This is a genomic window from Nonomuraea ceibae (assembly GCF_019396325.1).
Lineage (GTDB): Bacteria > Actinomycetota > Actinomycetes > Streptosporangiales > Streptosporangiaceae > Nonomuraea > Nonomuraea ceibae.
In genome coordinates this window covers 1-19478 of sequence record NZ_JAHKRO010000100.1, presented here as the reverse complement: position 1 = coordinate 19478, position 19478 = coordinate 1, and the positions used below count along the sequence as shown (strand labels likewise).

12 protein-coding genes are annotated in these 19478 nt (G+C 74.0%); 4 read left to right on the top strand and 8 right to left on the bottom strand.

Going from position 1 to position 19478, the window contains the following annotated elements:
• The first annotated feature begins 106 nt into the window (after positions 1-106).
• Positions 107-3379: an AfsR/SARP family transcriptional regulator gene (locus KME80_RS38745; protein ID WP_219513808.1), complete on the top strand. Its 3273-nt coding sequence runs from the start codon at positions 107-109 to the stop codon at positions 3377-3379.
• On the opposite strand, the gene mctP is transcribed toward KME80_RS38745, so the two are convergent.
• On the bottom strand, positions 3348-4967 hold the full coding sequence (mctP, locus tag KME80_RS38740) for a monocarboxylate uptake permease MctP (RefSeq protein ID WP_308126102.1): 1620 nt from the start codon (positions 4965-4967) through the stop codon (positions 3348-3350). The genes KME80_RS38745 and mctP overlap by 32 nt on opposite strands.
• Positions 4964-5173 carry a DUF3311 domain-containing protein gene (locus KME80_RS38735; protein ID WP_219513799.1) on the bottom strand — a complete coding sequence of 70 codons (210 nt, stop codon included), beginning with the start codon at positions 5171-5173 and terminating at the stop codon, positions 4964-4966. The genes mctP and KME80_RS38735 overlap by 4 nt, the downstream gene beginning before the upstream one ends.
• A gap of 312 nt (positions 5174-5485) precedes the next feature.
• Between KME80_RS38735 and KME80_RS38730 the strand changes: the two genes are divergently transcribed.
• Positions 5486-6379, top strand: a complete 894-nt coding sequence (locus KME80_RS38730) for an SDR family oxidoreductase (RefSeq protein WP_219513797.1) — start codon at positions 5486-5488, stop codon at positions 6377-6379.
• 15 nt (positions 6380-6394) lie between these two features.
• Here KME80_RS38730 and KME80_RS38725 read toward each other — a convergent pair whose 3' ends face one another.
• The 6 genes from KME80_RS38725 to KME80_RS38700 form a co-directional block, all read right to left on the bottom strand.
• Complete coding sequence (locus tag KME80_RS38725) at positions 6395-7351, bottom strand: helix-turn-helix transcriptional regulator (RefSeq protein ID WP_219513790.1); 957 nt, start codon at positions 7349-7351, stop codon at positions 6395-6397.
• The gene (locus KME80_RS38720) at positions 7333-8952 is read right to left on the bottom strand and encodes a CocE/NonD family hydrolase (protein WP_219513788.1); all 1620 of its coding nucleotides are present in this window, start codon (positions 8950-8952) and stop codon (positions 7333-7335) included. Before KME80_RS38720 ends, KME80_RS38725 begins: the two co-directional genes overlap by 19 nt.
• A gap of 68 nt (positions 8953-9020) precedes the next feature.
• Positions 9021-12524 carry a S8 family serine peptidase gene (locus KME80_RS38715; protein WP_219513786.1) on the bottom strand — a complete coding sequence of 1168 codons (3504 nt, stop codon included), beginning with the start codon at positions 12522-12524 and terminating at the stop codon, positions 9021-9023.
• Positions 12525-12652: 128 nt separating this feature from the next.
• A complete protein-coding gene (locus tag KME80_RS38710; protein ID WP_219513776.1) occupies positions 12653-14089 on the bottom strand; it encodes a glycosyltransferase family 39 protein in 1437 nt (478 codons plus the stop codon).
• A 33-nt stretch (positions 14090-14122) separates the two neighbouring features.
• Positions 14123-14707, bottom strand: a complete 585-nt coding sequence (locus KME80_RS38705; RefSeq protein ID WP_219513774.1) for a TetR/AcrR family transcriptional regulator — start codon at positions 14705-14707, stop codon at positions 14123-14125.
• Positions 14704-15879 carry a cytochrome P450 gene (locus KME80_RS38700; protein ID WP_219513772.1) on the bottom strand — a complete coding sequence of 392 codons (1176 nt, stop codon included), beginning with the start codon at positions 15877-15879 and terminating at the stop codon, positions 14704-14706. The genes KME80_RS38705 and KME80_RS38700 overlap by 4 nt, the downstream gene beginning before the upstream one ends.
• Positions 15880-16099: 220 nt before the next feature.
• On the opposite strand from KME80_RS38700, the gene KME80_RS38695 reads away from it, so the two are divergent.
• Together KME80_RS38695 and KME80_RS38690 are read left to right on the top strand one after the other, a co-directional pair.
• Positions 16100-18226, top strand: a complete 2127-nt coding sequence (locus tag KME80_RS38695; RefSeq protein WP_219513758.1) for an anthranilate synthase component I — start codon at positions 16100-16102, stop codon at positions 18224-18226.
• Positions 18227-18285: 59 nt separating this feature from the next.
• Positions 18286-19431 (top strand): amidohydrolase family protein, encoded by a 1146-nt coding sequence (locus tag KME80_RS38690; RefSeq protein WP_219513756.1) that lies wholly within the window; start codon positions 18286-18288, stop codon positions 19429-19431.
• Positions 19432-19478 lie beyond the last annotated feature (47 nt).

Below are 19478 nucleotides of genomic sequence, written 5' to 3'. Positions count from 1 at the left end.
GAATCGCGGGTACGCGCCCAGCCTGCGACGGGGCGCTCTCGACCGGCTCACGTCCCGCTCTCGGCCGGCTCCCGGCACGTCCCGGCGCTGCACTACCGTGGATCTCATGCGATTCGGGGTGCTGGGGCCGCTCGGCGTGTGGCGGGCGGACGGCAGCCCGGTCACCGTGCCCGGCCCCAAGACCCGCCTGCTGCTGGCCGTCCTGCTGGCGTACGAGGGCCGTCCCGTGTCGGCGGACCGGCTCGCCGGCGAGGTGTGGGCGGACGGCGAGGCCCCCGGCGACCCGTCCGCCGCGCTGCAGACGCGGATCTGGCAGCTGCGCAAGGCGCTGGAGAGCGCCGAGGAGGGCGGCCGCGACCTCCTGGCGCGGCGCGACGACGGCTATCTGCTGCGCACCGCCCCCGAGGACGTCGACATGGGCCGCTTCGCGATGCTCACCGCCCGCGCCCGCGCCACCGACGACCCCGGTGCCCGGGCGGGCCTGCTGTCCGACGCGCTCGCACTGTGGCGGGGCGCCGCGTTCTCCGGCTACGCGGACGCCGCGTTCGCCCGTCCGGTCGTCACCCGGCTCGAGGAGGCCCGCCTGGCCGCCCTGGAGGCCCGCGCCGACGCCCTGATCAGGCTGGGCCGTCACCTCGAGGTTGCCGAGGAACTGCACGAGCTCGCCGTCCGCCACCCGCTGCGCGAGCGGGTGCACGTCCTCCACCTGCGCGCGCTGCACGCCGCCGGGCGCACGGGCGAGGCGCTGGCCGCCTACGGGGAGCTGCGCACCCGGCTCGCCGCCGAGCTGGGCCTGGACCCCGGGCCCGAGCTCGCCGCCCTGCACCGGACCCTGCTGGAACGCGACCCGGCGCCCGCCCCCGCCCGCCGCCCCGCGACGAACCTGCCCGCTCCGCTGACCGAGCTCGTCGGCCGCGAGGGCGCGGTGCGCGAGGCGGCGTCCGTGCTGGCCGCCGCGCGGCTCCTGACGCTGACCGGGTCCGGCGGCGTCGGCAAGACCAGGCTCGCGCTGGAGACGGCGGCCCGGCTCGGCGGCGGCTTCCCCGACGGCTCCTGGCTGGTCGAGCTGGCCCCGCTGACCCCTGGCGGCGGCCCGGACGCCGTGGCCCGGGTCGCCGAGGCCGTCATGACCGCGCTGGGCGTCCGCGAGGGCGCGGGCACGGCCGAGCTCGCCCCGCCCGCGCTCGGCCTGGCCGGAACACTGGCCGGCAAGCGGCTGCTGCTGCTCCTCGACAACTGCGAGCACCTCGTCGGCGCGGTCGCCGAGCTGACCGCGCTGCTGCTCCGGCGCGCCCCCGGCCTGCGCGTCCTGGCCACCAGCCAGGAGCCGCTGGGCATCCCCGGCGAGGTCGTCCTGGCCGTGCCGCCGCTGGAGCTGCCCGCACCCGCCGCCGAGCCCGATCCCGGCACGCTGGCGCGCTCCAGCGCCGTCGAGCTGTTCGTCGCCCGGGCCGCCGCCGCGGCGCCCGGGTTCAGGCTCGACGCCGGCAACGCCCGCGACGTGGCGGAGATCTGCCGCCGGCTCGACGGCATCCCGCTCGCCCTCGAACTGGCCGCCACCCGGGTCCGGGCCCTCGGCGTGCGCGGGCTGATCAGCCGCCTCGACGACCGCTTCCGGCTGCTCGCCACCGGCTACCGGGGCGCGCCGCCCCGCCAGCAGACGCTCCGGGCCACGATCGACTGGAGCTGGGACCTGCTGACCGGCCCCGAGCGCGCCGTGCTGCGCCGGCTCGCCGTGCACGCCGACGGCAGCACGCTGGAGGCGGCCGAGGCCGTCTGCGCCGGTCCCGGCGTGCCCGCGCAGGACGTGCTCGACCTGCTCGCCCGCCTGGTGGACCGCTCGCTGGTCATCATGACCGAGCACGCCGACGGGCCCCGCTACCGCCTGCTCGAATCGGTCGCCGACTACGGCCTGGCCCGGCTGCGGGAGGCGGGCGAGGAGGACGACGTACGCGGGCGCCACCGCGCCCACCACATCGGCCTGGCCCGCCTGACCGCGCCGCTGCTGCACGGCCCCGAGCAGGGGCGCGGGCTGCGCCTGCTGGACGCGGAGGCCGCCAACTTCGGGCGCGTCCTCGACGACGCCGTCCGCCGGGGCGCGGCCGGGGACGCGCTCGCCCTGGTCAACGCGCTGAGCTGGTACTGGTTCCTGCGCGGCAGGCTCCGGGCGGCCGGCCGGTCCCTGGACGCGGCGCTCGCCCTGCCCGTCCGCGACCCGGCCGCCGAGGCGTCCCCCCGTGCACAGGCCCGGGCGTGGCGGGCGGGTTTCGCCGCCCTCGTCGGCGACGGCGCCGGGCGGATGCCGTACGGCGACGTCGCGGAGCTCCTGCGCGGCGTGACCGGCCCGGGCGAGCGGGCCAGAGCCCGGTGGTTCCTCGGCTTCGCCCTGTTCGGGGTCGGCGACCAGGCCGCCAGCGAGGAGCTCGTCGACCGGGCGCTGGAGGAGTTCGGCGCCCTGGGCGACACCTGGGGGACCGCGGCGGCGCTGAGCGTGCGGGCCAACCAGGCGCATGTCCGCGGCGATCTCGACCGGCTGGCCCGCGACGGGCGGCGCAGCGCGGAGCTGTTCACCGGGCTCGCCGACGCCTGGGGGCGGCTGCAGACCGCCGAACCGCTCGCCGCGCTGGCCGAGATGGCGGGCGACTACGAGCACGCGGCCCGCCTGCACCGGGAAGGGCTGCGCCTGGCCGAGGACCTCGGGCTGTGGCCGGAGGCCGCGGACCGGCTGACCAGCCTGGGCAACGTCGCCATGCTCACCGGGGACCACGCCCGGGCGCGGGAGCTCCACCGGCGGGCGATGCGCCTGGCCGCCGAGCACAGCTTCAAGCCCGGGGAGATCCACGCCGAGGTCGGGCTCGGCCTCGGCGCCCGCCGCGAGGGACGGCTCGACGCCGCCGAGACCCACATGCGCCACGTGCTGACCTGGCAGGCCGCGATGGCCTTCGAGCCGGGCCGCGCCCTCGCGCTGGCCGAGCTCGGCTTCGCCGCCGAGCTGCGCGGCGACGCCGAGCGGGCCCTGCGCCTGCACCTGGACGGGTGGGCCGCCGCCCGCGCCACGGGCGACCCCAGGGCCCTGGCGCTGGCCCTGGAGGGCCTGGCCGGGGCCCAGGCCCTCGCCGGACGCCACACGGGCGCGGCCGTGCTGCTCGGCGCCGCGCACGCCGCCAGGGACTCCGTGGGGATGCCGCTGCCGCCCGCCGAGCGGGGCGACGTCGACCGGATCACCGCGTCGATCCGCCGGCACCTGACCGAGGACGCCTACCGGGCCGCCCACCGGCGCGGCGGCGAGCTGACCCCCGAAGAGGCGCTCGCCGCCGCCGTCCCCGAGCGCGGGGCCGGCCGCCGGGTCAGTGCGTCCCGGTCAGGTCCATCGGCTTGACCTTCGGGTCGCCCTCGTCGGCGAAGTAGTCGCTCCGCGCCGTCGCGTCCTTGCCGTCGGCCACCTTCAGCGCCCGGAACAGGTACGTCCCCAGCACCGCCACGACCAGGTTCACGGCCAGCGCCAGGAAGCCCGCGTAGATCGTCATCTTGGTGTCGAACCCGAGGTTGCCCAGCGAGAACGCCGATCCGCCGAAGTGCGCCTTGCCGCTGGCCGGGTTCGGGATCAGGTAGAGCATCCACAGGCCGGCGCCGAGCCCGGCCGCCCACCCGGCGATCAGCCCGCCCTTGTGGAACCAGCGCGTGTAGAGGCCCAGCCCGACCGACGGCAGCGTCTGCAGGATGATGACGCCGCCGATGAGCTGCAGGTCGATGGAGAACTGCGGGTCGAGCATCAGGATGCACAGCACCGCGCCCACCTTGACGACCAGCGACACCAGCTTGGAGACCTTGGCCTCCTGGGCGTCGGTGGCGTTCTTGTTCAGGTACTCGCGGTAGACGTTGCGGGTGAACAGGTTCGCCGCGGCGATCGACATGATCGCGGCGGGCACGAGCGCGCCGATGCCGATCGCGGCGTAGGCGACGCCCGCGAACCAGTCGGGGAACATCTGGTCGAACAGCGCGGGCACGATCGTGTTCGTGTCCGCCTTGCCGTTGGCGCCCACGACCGGCTTGGTCCCGGCGGCGATGGCCATGAAGCCGAGCAACGCGATCAGGCCGAGCAGGAAGCTGTAGGCGGGCAGCGCCGACATGTTGCGCTTGATCACGGCCCGGTTCCTTGACGCCAGGGCGCCGGTCAGGCTGTGCGGGTACAGGAACAGCGCCAGCGCCGACCCGAAGGCCAGCGTGATGTACTGGAGCTGGTTGGAGGCGTTCAGCGTGATCCCGTCCGCCGGGTTGGGCGTGGCGGCGAACTTCGCCGCGGCGGCGTCGAAGATCGACCCCCAGCCGCCCAGCTTGGCCGGGATGTAGATGACGGCCGCCAGGATCACCACGTAGATCAGCGTGTCCTTGACGAACGCGATCAGCGCCGGGGCGCGCAGCCCCGACTGGTAGGTGTAGGCCGCCAGGATGGCGAACGCGATGATGATCGGCAGGTGCCCGGTGATGCCCATCGTCTTGAGCACCGCCTCGATGCCGACGAGCTGCAGCGCGATGTACGGCATCGTCGCCACCAGGCCGGTGATCGCGATGAGCAGCGCCAGCGTCGGCGAGCCGAACCGGGCCCGGACGAAGTCGGCCGGCGTGACGAACCCGTGCACGTGCGACACCGACCACATCCGCGCCAGCACGAGGAACACCAGCGGGTAGATCACCACGGTGTACGGCAGCGCGTAGAAGCCGAGCGCCCCGGCGCTGAACATGAGCGCGGGCACGGCCACGAACGTGTAGGCGGTGTAGAGGTCGCCGCCCACCAGGAACCAGGTGATCCAGGTGCCGAAGTTGCGCCCGCCCAGCCCCCACTCGTTGAGGCTCTCGATGCTCTCGATGCTCTCGGGCCGCCGCCATCGGGCGGCGACGAAGCCCATGCCGCTCACGAGCAGGAACAGCAGCGTGAAGACGACCAGTTCGGTCGTGTGCGCGCTCACTTGGTCATCCGGTAGACGAGCGTGGTGCAGCCGACGCCGACGGCGATGAAGGCGATCTGCAGCCAGTAGAACAGGGGGAAGCCGAGCAGGCGGGGCTCGTCCGCGTTGAACAGGAACGTCAGCAGCGGCAGCACGATCGGCACGAACAGCAGCCAGTTCCACGGGCTGCGGTCGGTCCGCGGCTCGGCGTCTCGGGGGGTGGTCATCGGTGTCTCCCGTGTCCACGTCAGGAGCCAGGGGCGCGGTGACCGGGCCCGTGACTCGCGGTCAGTGGTGGGAGAGTAACGCTGCGGGGATATTAACCCCAACGTCACCTTTATCACGATTTAGCGTAGAAAGTCCGGGTCTAGGCCGGCCGCCGCCACCGGGCCGCGACGAAGCCCGTGCCGCGGCTCTGCCCGGCACATTAACCACGCCCGGAAATCGGGTCAGGTCACCGATCGGCGAATGGTCGGCTCCCCGCGACGAACGGGGAAAACATGACAGGGGATGTCCTCTTACCGGAACAGGGTGGCCGCATGATTGCTTTGGTGGCGGGCGCGACCCGCGGCACAGGACGGGGCATCGCGGTCGAACTGGGCGCCGCCGGCGCGACCGTCTACTGCACCGGCAGGTCCACGCGCGAGGGACGCTCGGAGATGAACCGGCCGGAGACCATCGAGGAGACCGCCGAGCGGGTGAGCGCCGCCGGCGGCACCGGCATCCCGGTCCGCGTCGACCATCTGGACCCGGCCCAGGTCAGGGCGCTGGCCGAGCGGATCGACCGCGAGCAGGGCAGGCTGGACGTGCTCGTCAACGACGTCTGGGGCGCCGACGCGCTGTGGCAGTGGCACACCCCCGTCTGGGAGCACGACCTGGACAAGGGCCTGCGCCTGCTCCGGCTGGCCGTCGACACCCACCTCATCACCAGCCACCACCTGCTGCCGCTGCTCATCCGCAACGAGGGCGGCCTGGTCGTGGAGGTGACCGACGGCACCAGCGACTTCAACGCCACCCGCTACCGCGAGTCGATCTTCTACGACCTGGCGAAGACGGCCGTCAACCGGCTGGCGTACGCGCAGGCCGAGGAGCTGCGCCCGCACGGCGGCACGGCGGTGGCGCTCACGCCCGGCTTCCTGCGCTCGGAGGCCATGCTGGAGAACTTCGGCGTCACCGAGGAGACCTGGCGCGACGCCGTCGCCGGGAATCCCACGTTCGGGGTGTCGGAGACTCCGGCGTACGCGGGCCGCGCGGTCGCCGCGCTGGCCGCCGACCCCGGCCGGGGCCGCTGGTCGGGCCGGTCGGTCTCCAGCGAGGAGCTGGCGCTGGCGTACGGGTTCACCGACGTCGACGGCAGCAGGCCGCAGGTGTGGCGCTACATCGCCGAGGTGCGCGAGGGCGGCAAGGACGCGGCCCCCGAGGACTACCGGTAGCGGTCCTGCCCGGCCCTACCGGCCGGGGTCCGCGCGGTAGAGCTCCGCCGTGCGGGCCGCCGCGGCGGCGACCAGGGCCCGCAGCTCCGGCGGGCCCAGCACCTCGGCCTCCGGCCCGAACCGCAGCACCTGCGAGAACGCCACCTCGACCGACTCGACGGCCAGCCGCACGGTGCCGTCGGGCCGCAGCGAGGCGAGCGCGCCGGGCAGCGCCGCCGGGTCGGCGACGTGCCGCAGCATCCGCACCCCGAGCGGGCTCAGCCGCAGCGTGATCTCCTCGCGCAGCAGCGACCGGGTGAACTCGGCGGACCGCGCGGCCCAGAACGCGGCCAGGTCGAAGCCGGGGTCGCGGTCGAACCGGCCGCCGTCCTGCTCGACGCCGCCGAACCGGTCCACCCGGTAGACGAGGAACCGGCCGCGCGAGCGCGCGGCCAGGTACCAGGAGCCCGCCTTCAGCACCAGCCCGTACGGCTCCAGCGCGCGCACCCGTTCCTGGTACGACGCGCTCACCGTGCGGTCGTTCCACACGGCCCTGGCCAGCGGCGCGAGCGCGCCGGGCGGCGGGTCGGCGGAGGCGAACCAGCCCGGCGCGTCCAGGTGGAAGCGCTGCGCGGCGGTCGCGGGGGCGTCGCGCAGGCCGGGGGCGAGCGCGGCGGCGGCCTTGAGCCGGGCCGTCGCGGCCACCTCCTGCAGCCCCATCTCGCGCAGCGCCGCCGGCACCCCCGACAGGAACAGCGCCTCGGCCTCGGCCCGGTCCAGCCCCGTCAGCCGGGTGCGGTAGCCCTCCAGCAGCCGGTAGCCGCCGCCGCGCCCCCGGTCGGCGTAGACCGGGACGCCCGCCTCCGACAGCGCCAGCACGTCGCGGTGCACGGTCCGCTCCGACACCTCCAGCTCGCGCGCCAGCTCCGCCGCCGTCATCCCGCCCCGGCCCTGCAGCAGCAGGACCAGCGACATCAGCCGAGCGGCGCGCACAGCGGGAGGATCACGGCGGACGGGTGCGCGGGGGAGCGGAACACCTCGACGTCGGCGGCCACCATCGGCCCGCCCTCGCCGAGCGGCCGCCCGGTGCCCGGGTTGCGGGCGATCGTCGGGTACGCGCCGGCGGCCACGTGGACCCGGATGCGGTGGCCGCGCCGGAACCGGTGGCCCACCGGCCACAGATCCACCAGCACTCTCCGCACATCGCCCACTTTATCGGGCATTTCCGAATTATCAGGCAGCTCCGGCCGCAGCCTCCGCACGCCCTCGCACACGTTCATGGACTTCCCGCCCGGACGCACGTCGCACACCCGCACCACCACGTCCACGTACGGCGTGCTGGACCGGACGAACAGCTCGGCCGAGACCGGCCCGATCGCCTCCACGTCCGACTCCAGCTCCGCCGAGGAGTAGACGAGCACGTCGCGCCGCGCCTCCAGGCGCCGCTGGTCGCGCGGCCGGGAGTCGGCCAGCAGCACCGGCCCGCCGATCACCGGCGTGGGATGGTCCGGGTGGTAGCGGAAGCGGTCCGCCCCGCCCGCGCGCGGCGGCTCCCGCTCCAGCCCGCCGTCCTCGCGCAGGTGCCAGCGCACCTGCCGCGAGCCCGGCACCGGCCAGTCGGGATAGTCGCGCCACTCCCCGGCCCCCGTCACGTACAGCCGCACCGGCTGCTCGCGCAGCCCCGACGGGTCGCCGAGCAGGTGCGCCCGGAACCAGGCCAGCGACTCGGCCAGCGCCACCCGCCCGTGCCGTGCGTCCACGTGCCACCACGGCCCGATCGTCAGCTGCGGCCGCCGCCCCGCCGCCCGCAGCGCCAGGTAGTCCTTGAGCTGCCACGGCAGGAACACGTCGTACCACCCGCCGAGCATGGTGACCGCCGCCTCCACCTCACCCACCCGAGGGGAGAAGTCACGCTTGTCCCAGTACGGCACGGCCGGGTCGGCGTGATGGGCCAGCAGGTCCCGGTAGAAGCGCAGCGGGCGGCCCGCCGAGGCCAGGTCCAGCTCGGACACCGGCCGCCCCGACAGCCCCGACAGCACGGCCCGGCGCGTCAGCCGGGGAGCCGTCAGCGGCGCCGCCGCCCCGCCGAACCGGCGCGACATCGCGTCCGTCAGCGTCGTCCAGCTCAGCGCCGACTCCAGCGCGAACGCCCCGCCCACATAGGCGGCGTCGCGGAACTGGGAGGCGGTGATCTGCGTGGCCATCGCCTTCAGCTCGGGCCCGGCCTCGGCCGCCACCGCCCACTGCGTGTAGCCCAGGTAGGAGGGGCCGAACATGGCCAGCGACCCGCCGTACCACGGCTGCCCGCGCAGCCAGTCAAGCGTGGCCAGGCCGTCGTCCCGCTCGTCGCCCAGCGGGTCGAGCTGCCCGCCGGAGCCGAACCCGCCCCGGCAGCTCTGGATCACCACGTGGAAGCCGTTGCGGGCGAAGCCGCGCCCGTACACGAACCCGAACACGCCCCGCCTGCCGTACGGCGAGCGGATCAGCACCACCGGAGCCGGGCCGCCGCCGGGCGCCTCGTAGCGGTCGGCGAGCAGCACCACGCCGTCGGGCATCTCCACGGGAAGATCGCGATGGATCCGCACACGTCGCATGACCCACCAGTAACAGATGCCGCCCGGGCGGTGGTAGCCCGGGCGGCATCAGCTGTAAACGGCGCTGATTACGGCGCGGTCTTGTCCGGCCGCTCGGAGACGCGGATCGCGTTCACGATCGTCGCCCCCTGCCGGGTGGCGAAGCGCACGTTGAGCTGGCCGTCGCTGACGCGGACCGTGTACTGCCTGCTGACCGCCGTGTACGTGCCCGCCTCCAGGGCCAGGTCGAGCGCCGGGATGGCGAGCTGGCCCTCGACTAGCACGTCGAACACCCGCCGGCCCATGTCCATGCCGCGGATCTCGGCGAAGTCCAGCTCGACCGTGTAGACGCCGGCCGGCACCCCGTCGAAGCGGTACTCCAGCATGCCCTCGCGGGCCGTGCGGAACAGCGTCTGCTCCTCGGTGCCCTCGATGGTCCTGCGGGTGTCGCGCTCGCGGGTGCCGCTGCCCACGTACCCGTGACCGCCCTCCCGGTAGCGGGCGTCGGGCGTCCAGGCGTCACCGGCGGCGTCGGTGGACGCGCGGCGCGCCCCCACGTCGACGGCCACCTGGTGCTTGGGCACCACGACCGTCACCGTCACCTCGATGACCGGCTGCCGGCCGCTGGCGGACTTGATGACGAGCTTCCCGGCGCGGGCCGTGCCGGCCGCCACGCCGTCGCTCGACACCGTGACCTCCAGCGTCGCCTTCTGCCCCTTGGCCAGCTCGCCGGAGGCCGGCGTGACGCCGAGCCAGCCGCCCGCCGGGTCGGCGGTGACCGTGTACGGCGTCGGCGAGCCGAGGTTCGTCAGCTCCAGCGTCCGCTCCCTGCTCGCGTCCGCCGGCATCACCACCGTGACCTCGGCCGTCGAGGCGGCCACCCGGCCCGTCACCAGCGCCGTGTCCACCTGGGTCACCGTGGCCGGGGCGACGGTGACCGCCTGGGTGAAGGTGCCGTAGTGCTCCTTGGACACGACCACCTCGTAGTCGCCCGCCAGGAGCTGGCCGTAGAAGCCGCCGTCGGCGCCCGTGGTGAACGTCGCCACGTCGCCCACCTTGACGGTCGCGCCCGGCAGCGGGTCGCCGTCGTTGGCGTCGGTGACCACGCCCGTCACCAGGCCGTGGCGGGAGGCGCTGAACGTCAGGCCCTGACCGGTGGCCAGCGCCGGCTCCTCGTAGAGGTACTGCAGCGCGTCGTCGCCGGCCGCGTTCTCGATGCCGACGGTCCCCGCCGCGCCCTGGTCGCGCTCGCTCTCGACGTCCTTGTACCGGTAGCTCACCGTGCCGTCCTCGCCGAGCAGCGCCGCGAACGACACCCGCTGCGTGGCGTCGGCGTAGAAGCGGACGTTGCGCCACTCGACCACGAACTGCCGGTGCGGCGCCGTCCCGGTGACGCCCGTGTAGACGCCGGCCTGCGCGTCCACCACGAAGTCGTCCCAGAACGGGAAGACGGCGTTGTTCGGCGTGGCCGTCGCGGGCAGCCTGCTGTTGCCCGCCGCCACCACCCGGTCGGCCGCGAACGTGACGAACCCGTTGGTCGCCACCCACGCCCGGCTCTGGCCGGCGCCGTAGAACGGGACCGCGAACGGCAGCGTCACCTGGAGCGCCTCGTCGTCGCCGGTGAGCGCCAGCTTGTCGGTGCCCGCCACATAGGGCGCCGGGGCGCTGCGGCAGGTGTAGCCGAAGTCGTCGCCGCGCAACGGCAGCTCGACGTCCTCGGTCACGTCCCCGGACACCGTGACGGCCGCCGTCGCGGGGCTCGCGCAGCGCGAGGACGGCGTGACCTCCAGCACGTGCTCGCCGTGCGGCAGCGTCAGCTCGTAGCGGCCCGAGGAGTCGGACACCGCGCTCAGCGGGGTCCCCCTGGCCGCCACGCGGGCGCCGGGCTCGGGCGTGCCGGCGGTGCTCACGACGCCCGACACCACGCCGGTGGCCTGCTGGACCAGCGTCACGTCCGCCGTGACCGTCGCGCCGGCGGTCACGGCCGCCGTCGCCGTGGCGGCGTCGTAGCCGAACTTCTCCGCCTTCACCCGGTAGTCGCCCGGCAGCAGCCGGACGAACGCGTACGTGCCGTCCGCGCCGGTCACGACGCTGCGCGAGGTCGGGCCGTCCGTCGTCACCGTGACCCCGGCCAGCGGCGCGCCGCCCGAGGTGACCGTGCCCGACAGCCCGCCGAGGCCGTCCTGCGGCGCGGCCTGGACGGCGGCGTAGGTGTCCAGCCTGCCCTCGCCCCAGATGTTGTTGTCGGCCGCGGTGCCGCCGCAGGCGGTGTCGGCCACGTCGATCGCGGTGCTGTCGAGCAGCGGCCGGGTGGCGTCCACGTCACCCTGGAGGCTCGGCGCCGCCGACCAGATGAGCGCCACCGTGGCCGCCACGTGCGGCGAGGCCATCGAGGTGCCCGTGTAGGAGGCGTAGGAGCCGCCCGGCACCGAGGAGCGCACGTTGACCGCCGGGGCCGCGATGTTCGGCTTGATCTCGCCGTCCTCGCCCTCGCCCTTGCTGGAGTTCGTGTACAGCGCGTTGTTCACGTCGAAGCCGCCCGCGCTGTAGCTGACCCGGTACTGGCCGGGCGAGCCGCTGGTGTCGCAGGCCGGGCCCTCGTTGCCGTTGGCGAACATGGGGAAGATGCCGGCCGCCACCCACGCCTCGACCGTCGCCTTGTACCAGGGGTCGAAGCCGTCGCCGCCCCAGGAGTTGTTGACGATGTCCGGCGCCAGGTCCGGGCGCGGGTTCTCGCCGTTCAGGTCCGTCGGCGCGAGGACCCACTGGCCCGCTGCCAGCAGCGAGGCGTCGGTGCAGGAGTTGGTCTCGCAGCCCTTGGCCGCGATCCACCGGGCGCCCGGGGCCACGCCGATGCCGCCGGCGCCGACCATCGTGCCCATCACGTGCGTGCCGTGCCCGTTGTTGTCGCACGGGGCCGCGCTCGGGCAGACCCGGCCCGGGTCGAACCAGTTGTAGTCGTGCCGCAGCGAGCCGTCCGGGGCTCGGCCGCGGTAGGCCGCCGCCAGGTCCGGGTGGTCGAACTGCACGCCGCTGTCGATGTTGGCGACCACGATGCCCTCGCCGCGGTTGCCGAGCTCGCTCCACACGCGGGGGGCGCCGACCCGGTCGACGTTCCACTCGGCCGCGTTCACCTTGACCTCGGCCTTGCCGGGGACCGGCTTGGGCAGCGATACGGTGCGGATCGGGTCGATCCTGTCCACCTCGGGCAGCTTGGCGATCTCGGCGGCCAGCTTCGGACCGGCCGTCACCTTGACCGCGTTGACGATCCAGAACGGGGTGTGGTCGGCGCCGTTGGACTCCAGCAGCTTGCGCAGGGCGGCCTGGGACGTCCTGGCCCGCGCGGTCTTGGCCTCGTAGACGCGCTCGGCCTTGACCTCCTTGGAGGTGGCCCGGCGCGCGGCGCCGAGGTCGGCCTCGCCCTTCATGCGCACCCAGAACGTCGCCTTGCCGTCACCGTCGAGCTGGGCCTGGACGGAGTCGCTGATCTTGCCGGGATCCGGGGCGGCCTGGGCCACGCCGGGCGGGATGACGAGACTTAACGATGCGATCGCTCCCACCAGGAGCGCACGCCAGCGGGGGGTGCTCGGCACAAGTTCTCCTTCACCGCGATGGTGCAGAGGTGATCTTTACGCCTCTGTGGAGAAGAGTGAAGAGATGATGTTGAGAATGCAAGGGGCATTCTCCAACAAAAATTGACAAGTTCTGAAATGTAATCTGGTCAGCTGAAATGTCGCCAATTGTGCCAGGTAGCGCTCCAGGGCCGCTCCAGGCCGCGGCACAACCACACCCGCATGCCCGCCTCCTCGTTCTCGATCCCGGCCCGGTTGCCGACCCGCCCCTTCTCCTCGCAGGTGGCGAACTGCCCGTCGCGCAGCCGCCTGCCGATGTTCATCAGGACCGCCACGTCCCCGCTCTCGGGCGGCGGCCCGTACTGCCAGAGCTGGTTGTGGCCCGCGTACACGCGCGGGACGCCCGCCCGGGCGAGCGAGCCGTGCTCGCCGTAGTTGCCGGCGATCACCACGGCGCGGGCGCGCTCCTGCGGCGTGAGCGTGGACAGGACGTCGGTCACGGTGGCGTTCAGCTCCGGCCAGCCGACGGACTCGCGGGCCACCTCGTTGACCGCCGGCACCGGCGTCGAGGCCAGCACCGTCAGCGGGATCAGCGGCAGCGCGAACAGCGCGCACCCGGCGGTGTTGACGCCCAGCGACACCAGCGCGTCACGCCGCCGCCCGGCCGCCTCGGCGGCCACGCAGCCCGCCGCGAACAGCATCAGGACCAGCCCCGCCGCGTAGTCGAACCGGCCGCCGCTGATCAGCGTCAGCCCCGCCGCCACCGGGTAGGCGACGGCCGGCGCCCGCACCCGCCGGTCACGCCACAGCCGCACGAACCCGAACGCCGCCATCACCGCGACCACCGGCCCGAACAGGACGACCTGCATGGGCACGAACAGCGCCCGCATCTCCGCGCCCTTGTTCTCGCTGAGCGCCGCCGCCATCTCCAGCTGCGGCCACCCGTGGGTGATCTGGTAGACCAGGTTCGGCGCCGCCAGCACGGCCGCCACCAGCGCGCCCGCCCACAGCCACGGGCTCGCCAGCACCCGGCGCGGCCCGGCCATGACCAGTCCGGCCGCCAGCCCCAGCACGAGCAGCACGATCAGGTGCTTGTTGTAGCTCGCCACCCCGATCACCGCGCCCGCCGCGAGCCACCAGCGCGGCTCCGCGCGCAGCAGCGCCCGCAGCGCGAACAGGATCGCGCCCGACCACAGCGTCAGGTCGAAGCTCAGCGTCAGCAGCACGTGCCCGGCGATGAGCGTGAACGCGCCGCCCGCCGTGCCCAGCGCCGCCATCGTCTGCGCCGCCGCCCCGCCGCCGAGCTCGCGGGCGATCAGCGCCACCAGCACCACCAGCAGCGCCACCGCCAGCGCGGGCGGCACCCGCAGCGCGGTCAGCGTGTCGCCGAACGCCCAGATGGCCAGCCGGGCCATCATCGGCGTCAGCGGCGGCTGGTCGACGTAGCCCCAGTCGGGGTGCTGTGACAGTACGCGGAAGTACAGCTCGTCACGGTGGTAGCCGTAGCCGCCGCTGACCGCCAGCAGAACGCCGGACAGCAGGACCGCGATCACGGTGATCGACCGCCACGCCAAGGGCCGCTCCATGACTGCCCAACCTAGATCCTTACGGCGCTCCTGTCAGGTGGTCCGGTATCCCACCTGTTCCAGCATGCCGACCAGATACGCCTTCATCTCGGCTGGTTCGCCGCCGTCGGGATGAAAGCCCAGGTGGTGCAGGATCGCCCCGTTGAGCAGTTGCTGGACGGCCGTCAGGTCGCGCTCGGGCGGCAGCCGCCCCGACTCGGCCGCCCGCCGCAGCGTCTCACGCACCGCCGAGGCCCGCAGGCCGCCGTTGGCCGCCAGGTAGGCCGACAGCAGCTCCGGGTAGTCGTCCACCGACCCGTACAGGCGGCGCAGCAGGCGGCGGTGGCGCGGCACCGACAGGTAGGCCGCCCAGTCGGTCAGCATGTGGTCGACGTCGCGCCACTCGGGCGGCGGCTCCTCGTCGTGGTGGGCCGCCACGATCGCCCGGACCAGCAGCTCGGTCTTGCCGGGGAAGCGCCGGTAGACCGTGGCCCGGGTGACGCCTGCCTGCTGGGCCACCCGTTCGATGCTCGTCTCGCCCGCGCCGCGCTCGATGAGCAGGTCGAGCGCGGCGGCGAGGATGGCGGCGTCGGCCTCCTGGCTGCGCGGCCGCCCGGCCGGCCGCTGGACGCCGCTCACTCCCACGTCACCGGGAGCGCGTGGACGCCGTAGATGAGCATGTCGGTGCGCAGCGGCACCCGCTCCGGGGCCACCGCCAGGCGCAGCCCGGGGAAGCGCTCGAACAGCGCCGGCAGGCCCGCCAGCAGCTCGACGCGGGCGAGCTGCTGGCCCAGGCACTGGTGGATGCCGTGCCCGAACGCCAGATGGCCGCCCGCCGCGCGGCCCAGGTCGAGCAGGTCGGGCTCGGCGAAGCGGAGCGGGTCGCGGTTGGCCGCCTGGATCGACACCGTCACCGTCTCCCCGGCCCTGATCGTGTGGCCGTCCAGCTCGACGTCCTCCAGCGCCACCCGCAGCAGGAACGGGATGACGCTCAGGTAGCGCAGCAGCTCCTCGACGACCTCCGCCGGGTTCGTGCGCAGTGCCCGCGCGCGTGCGGCATCGGGGTCGGACAGCAGCGCGAACACGCCGAGCGTGAGCTGGTTGGCGGTCGTGTCGAGCCCGGCGCCGAGCAGCGTGAAGCCGACGCCGGCCAGCTCGTCGTCGGTCAGGTCGCCGGCCGTCAGCCCGCTGAGCAGGTCGTCGGCCGGCGCCGCCCGCTTGGCCGTGACCAGCTCGCGCATCATCTCGCGCAGCTCCAGGTAGGCGGCGACCTGCTCCTCCCGCGTCACCTCCAGGCTGGACAGCGCGCGGGCCTGCCGCTGGAAGCGGTCGCGCCCGGAATCGGGCACGCCGAGCAGCTCGCAGATCACCAGGGCGGGCAGCGGCCCGGCGAACGCCGACACCAGGTCGGCCTCCTTGCCGCCGGCCTCCATCGCGTCCAGCAGGCCGGTCGCGAGCTCCTCGGTGCGGCCGGTGAGCTGCCGCATGCGGCGCACGGTGAACTGGCCGGTGAGCAGGCGGCGGTAGCGGGTGTGGTCGGGCGGGTCCATGGAGGTGAACATGCCGGGCGGCGAGGGCTGTCCCGTCCCGCCGGCGGCCGGGCCGGGGACGGGGTGGTGGCGCAGCTCGGGCCGCGAGCTGAAGCGCGGGTCGGCCAGCACGGCGCGGGCCTGCGCGTGGCCGGTGACGAGCCAGCCCTCGTGGCCGTCGGGGTAGGCCAGCCGCGTGACGGGCCGCTCGGCGCGGATCTCCGCCAGCGCCTCGGGCGGGTCGAACGGGCTGGTCCGGGTGGTGGGCAGCGTGCCGATCATTCCAATACAGTACAACACTGTATTGTAAATGCAAGGCGTGTCGCATTGCGCGATCTTGATGGGACGGAGTAGCCTGTTCCCCATGCGAAATCGCGCCCGGCTTCAGTGGTGGCGCCGCTCCTAGGCGGCGCGGGATTCGCATACCTCAAACGGACGGCCGCCCCGGTTGGCGGCCTTTGTCGTGTTCGCCCCGGGGCTTGTGACATTCAAAGGGGCAGCAGTGGAGACGAGCGGATATACCACCGCCGGGGGCGTCGGCGTCGAGCGCGAAGTGCGCGAGGTGTCCGAGGACGCGCTCGAAGAGATCGTGACGGCCCTCGGCGAGCGGCGCGGCGGCGCCTTCTCCTCGGGCATGGACTACCCGGGCCGCTACAGCCGATGGGCCTTCGGCTACGTCGACCCCTGCCTGGAGCTCGTCGCCAAGGGCCGCGTCATCTCGGCCAGGGCGCTCAACGAGCGCGGCCGCGTCGTGCTGCCCGCCGTCGCCTCCTGCCTGCTCGCCGCGGGCAAGCCCGTCGAGGAGCCCACCGCCGACCTCGTCCAGGTGCACGTCCCCGAGTCGGAGGACCTGCTGCCCGAGGAGATGCGCAGCCGCCGCCCCACCGTCTTCACCGCCATCCGCGAGGTCATCGCCGCCTTCAAGGGCGACGACCCGCACCTCGGCCTCTACGGCGCCTTCGGCTACGACCTGGCCTTCCAGTTCGAGCCCATCAGGCAGCAGCTCGTCCGCCCCGACGACCAGCGCGACCTCGTCCTGCACCTGCCCGACCGGCTCGTCGTCATCGACCGGCAGCGCGAGACCTGCCGCGAGCTGCGCTACGAGTTCACCGTAGACGGCGCCACCACCCGCGGCCTGGAGCGCACCGGCGAGACCACGCCCGCCGTCGCCCCGGGCGAACTGCCCCCCGACCCCGTCAAGGGCGAGTACGCCAAGGTCGTCGCCGCCGCCAAGGAACGTTTCAAGCGCGGCGACCTGTTCGAGGTCGTGCCCGGCCAGATCTTCCACGCCACCTGCACCGACCCCGCCGCCTTCTACCGCGGCCTGCGCAAGAGCAACCCCGCCCCGTACGAGTTCATCATCAGCCTCGGCGAGGGCGAGCACCTCGTCGGCGCCTCACCCGAGATGTACGTGCGCGTCAGCGGCGACCGCGTCGAGACCTGCCCCATCTCCGGCACCATCGCCCGCGGCAGCAACCCGGTCGAGGACGCCGAGGCGATCCGCACCCTCCTGTCCAGCGTCAAGGAGGAGTCGGAGCTGACCATGTGCACCGACGTCGACCGCAACGACAAGTCGCGCATCTGCGTCCCCGGCACCGTCAACGTCATCGGCCGCCGCCAGATCGAGCTCTACTCCCGCCTCATCCACACGGTCGACCACATCGAGGGCAGGCTGCGCCCCGAGTTCGACGCGCTCGACGCCTTCCTCACCCACATGTGGGCCGTCACCGTCACCGGCGCGCCCAAGACCTGGGCCATGCAGTTCATCGAGGACCACGAGGCCACCACCCGCCGCTGGTACGGCGGCGCCATCGGCTTCATCGGCTTCGACGGCTCCATGAACACCGGCCTCACCCTGCGCACCGCCCAGATAAAGGACGGCATCGCCATCGTCAGGGCCGGCGCCACACTGCTGTTCGACTCCGACCCCGAGGCCGAGGAGCGCGAGACCGAGCTCAAGGCCAGCGCCCTGCTCGGCGCGCTCGCCGCCGTCAACCGGCCCGGCGCCGAACCGGTCGCCGAGCCCAGGCCGCAGCCGGGCCAGGGCATGAAGGTGCTGCTCGTCGACCACGAGGACTCCTTCGTCAACACCCTCGCCGACTACTTCCGGCAGGACGGCGCCCACGTCGTCACCCTGCGCCACGGCTTCCCGCCCGCCATGATCGACGAGATCGGGCCCGACCTCGTCGTGCTCTCGCCCGGCCCCGGCTGGCCCACCGACTTCGGCATGTCGGCGCTGATCGACCAGATCTACGCGCGCGACCTGCCCGTCTTCGGCGTCTGCCTCGGCCTGCAGGCCATGGTCGAGCACGCCGGCGGCTCCCTCGAACTGCTCGACTACCCCGAGCACGGCAAGCGCGGCCGCGTCTCCCGGCTCGGCGGCAGCGCCCTGCTCGACGGGCTCCCCGAGGAGTTCACCGCGGCCCGCTACCACTCGCTGCACGCCAAGGTGCCCGGCGTCGTCGGCTTCACCGCCACCGCCGTCACCCCCGACGGCAACGTGATGGCCCTGGAGGACACCGCCAACCGCCGCTTCGCCGTCCAGTTCCACCCCGAGTCCATCCTCACCGCCGAAGGGGGCGCGGGCGCGAAGATCATCGCCAACGTGCTGCGGCTTTCCCGCAGGTGAGGCCCTTTCGTCGGTAAAACGTCCACGGGGGCGTGCGGAGAACGCCTAGAGTTCCCCGCATGCTCCCCGTAGACCTGCCGGACACGGTGCGTGAGGCCCTGCTCGCCCCGCTCGTCGACCACGCCTGCCACGGGGTGCGCCGCGACGAGCTGTCCCGGGCCCGCTTCGAGCTGCTGATCAACGACGACACCAGCCCCGCGCCGCCCGGCACCACCCACTTCGACACCCCCGCCGGCGCCGCCATCCGCCGCTGGTGCGCCCCCGTTCTCGGCCTCGAACCGCACGCCGCCCCCTCCCTCTACCTCGCCCGCCGGGCCGAGCTCGGGCCCGCCGAGGCCAACCGGCTGCTCCTGCGCGCCGCCGGCATCGTCGCCTTCCTCGTCGAGAGCGGCGCCGAGAACCTCGGCCTGCTCACCGCCGGCGAGATGGGCCGCGCCGGCGCCGCCGCCGCCGACGAGATCCTCCGCGTCGAACACGTCGAACAGGACGTCGCCGAGACCGCGAGCGTCGCCCTCGACTACCTCGACAGCCTCGCCGACGAGCTCGCCGCCCGCGCCGGCCGCGCCGTCGGGCTCAAGACGACCGCCGCCGCCCGCCTCGGCCTCGCCTTCGAACCCGCCCGGCCCAGCCGCGGCTCCGTCATCGCCGCCGCCAACCGCCGCCTGTCCGACCCCAAGCAGCCGCTCACCGAGCCGGTGCTGCTGCGCCACCTGCTCTGGACCGCCGCCGACCTGGCCCGCGAACGCGGCCTGCCCCTGCAGTTCCACACCGGCGCCGCCGACGCCGGCACCCCCCTATGCGGTGCCGACCCGGCCGCGCTCACCGGCTTCATCCGAGCCCTCCAGCCCACCGGGGTGCCGATCGTCCTCCTCAACTGCTACCCCTACCAGCGGCACGCCGGCCACCTCGCGCACGTCTTCCCGCACGTCTACCTCGACGCCGGCCCCGCCCTCGCCCGCACCGCCTCCGGCTCCGGCCGCATCCTCGCCGACCTGCTCGAACTCGCCCCCTTCCACAAGATCCTGTACGGGTCGGGCACCCGGGGCGTCGCCGAGACCTGCCTGCTCTCGGCCGTCTACTTCCGCCTCGGCCTCGCCCGCGCCCTCAAGGAGCGCCTGGACGACGGCGAATGGAGCCCCGCCGACGCCGCCCGGATCGCCTCCATGATCGGCTCCGGCAACGCCCGCCGCATCTACCGCCTCTAACCCACCCCACCCACCCCAAGGCCCCCCAGCCCGAGGCCCCGCCCGCC

Bases quoted from the DNA above. Each gene is read 5' to 3' on its own strand.
- KME80_RS38745 (WP_219513808.1), top strand. From the start codon at position 107: ATGCGATTCGGGGTGCTGGGGCCGCTCGGCGTGTGGCGGGCGGACGGC.
- KME80_RS38735 (WP_219513799.1), bottom strand. From the start codon at position 5,173: ATGACCACCCCCCGAGACGCCGAGCCGCGGACCGACCGCAGCCCGTGG.
- KME80_RS38730 (WP_219513797.1), top strand. From the start codon at position 5,486: ATGATTGCTTTGGTGGCGGGCGCGACCCGCGGCACAGGACGGGGCATC.
- KME80_RS38720 (WP_219513788.1), bottom strand. From the start codon at position 8,952: ATGCGACGTGTGCGGATCCATCGCGATCTTCCCGTGGAGATGCCCGAC.
- KME80_RS38710 (WP_219513776.1), bottom strand. From the start codon at position 14,089: ATGGAGCGGCCCTTGGCGTGGCGGTCGATCACCGTGATCGCGGTCCTG.
- KME80_RS38700 (WP_219513772.1), bottom strand. From the start codon at position 15,879: ATGATCGGCACGCTGCCCACCACCCGGACCAGCCCGTTCGACCCGCCC.
- KME80_RS38690 (WP_219513756.1), top strand. From the start codon at position 18,286: ATGCTCCCCGTAGACCTGCCGGACACGGTGCGTGAGGCCCTGCTCGCC.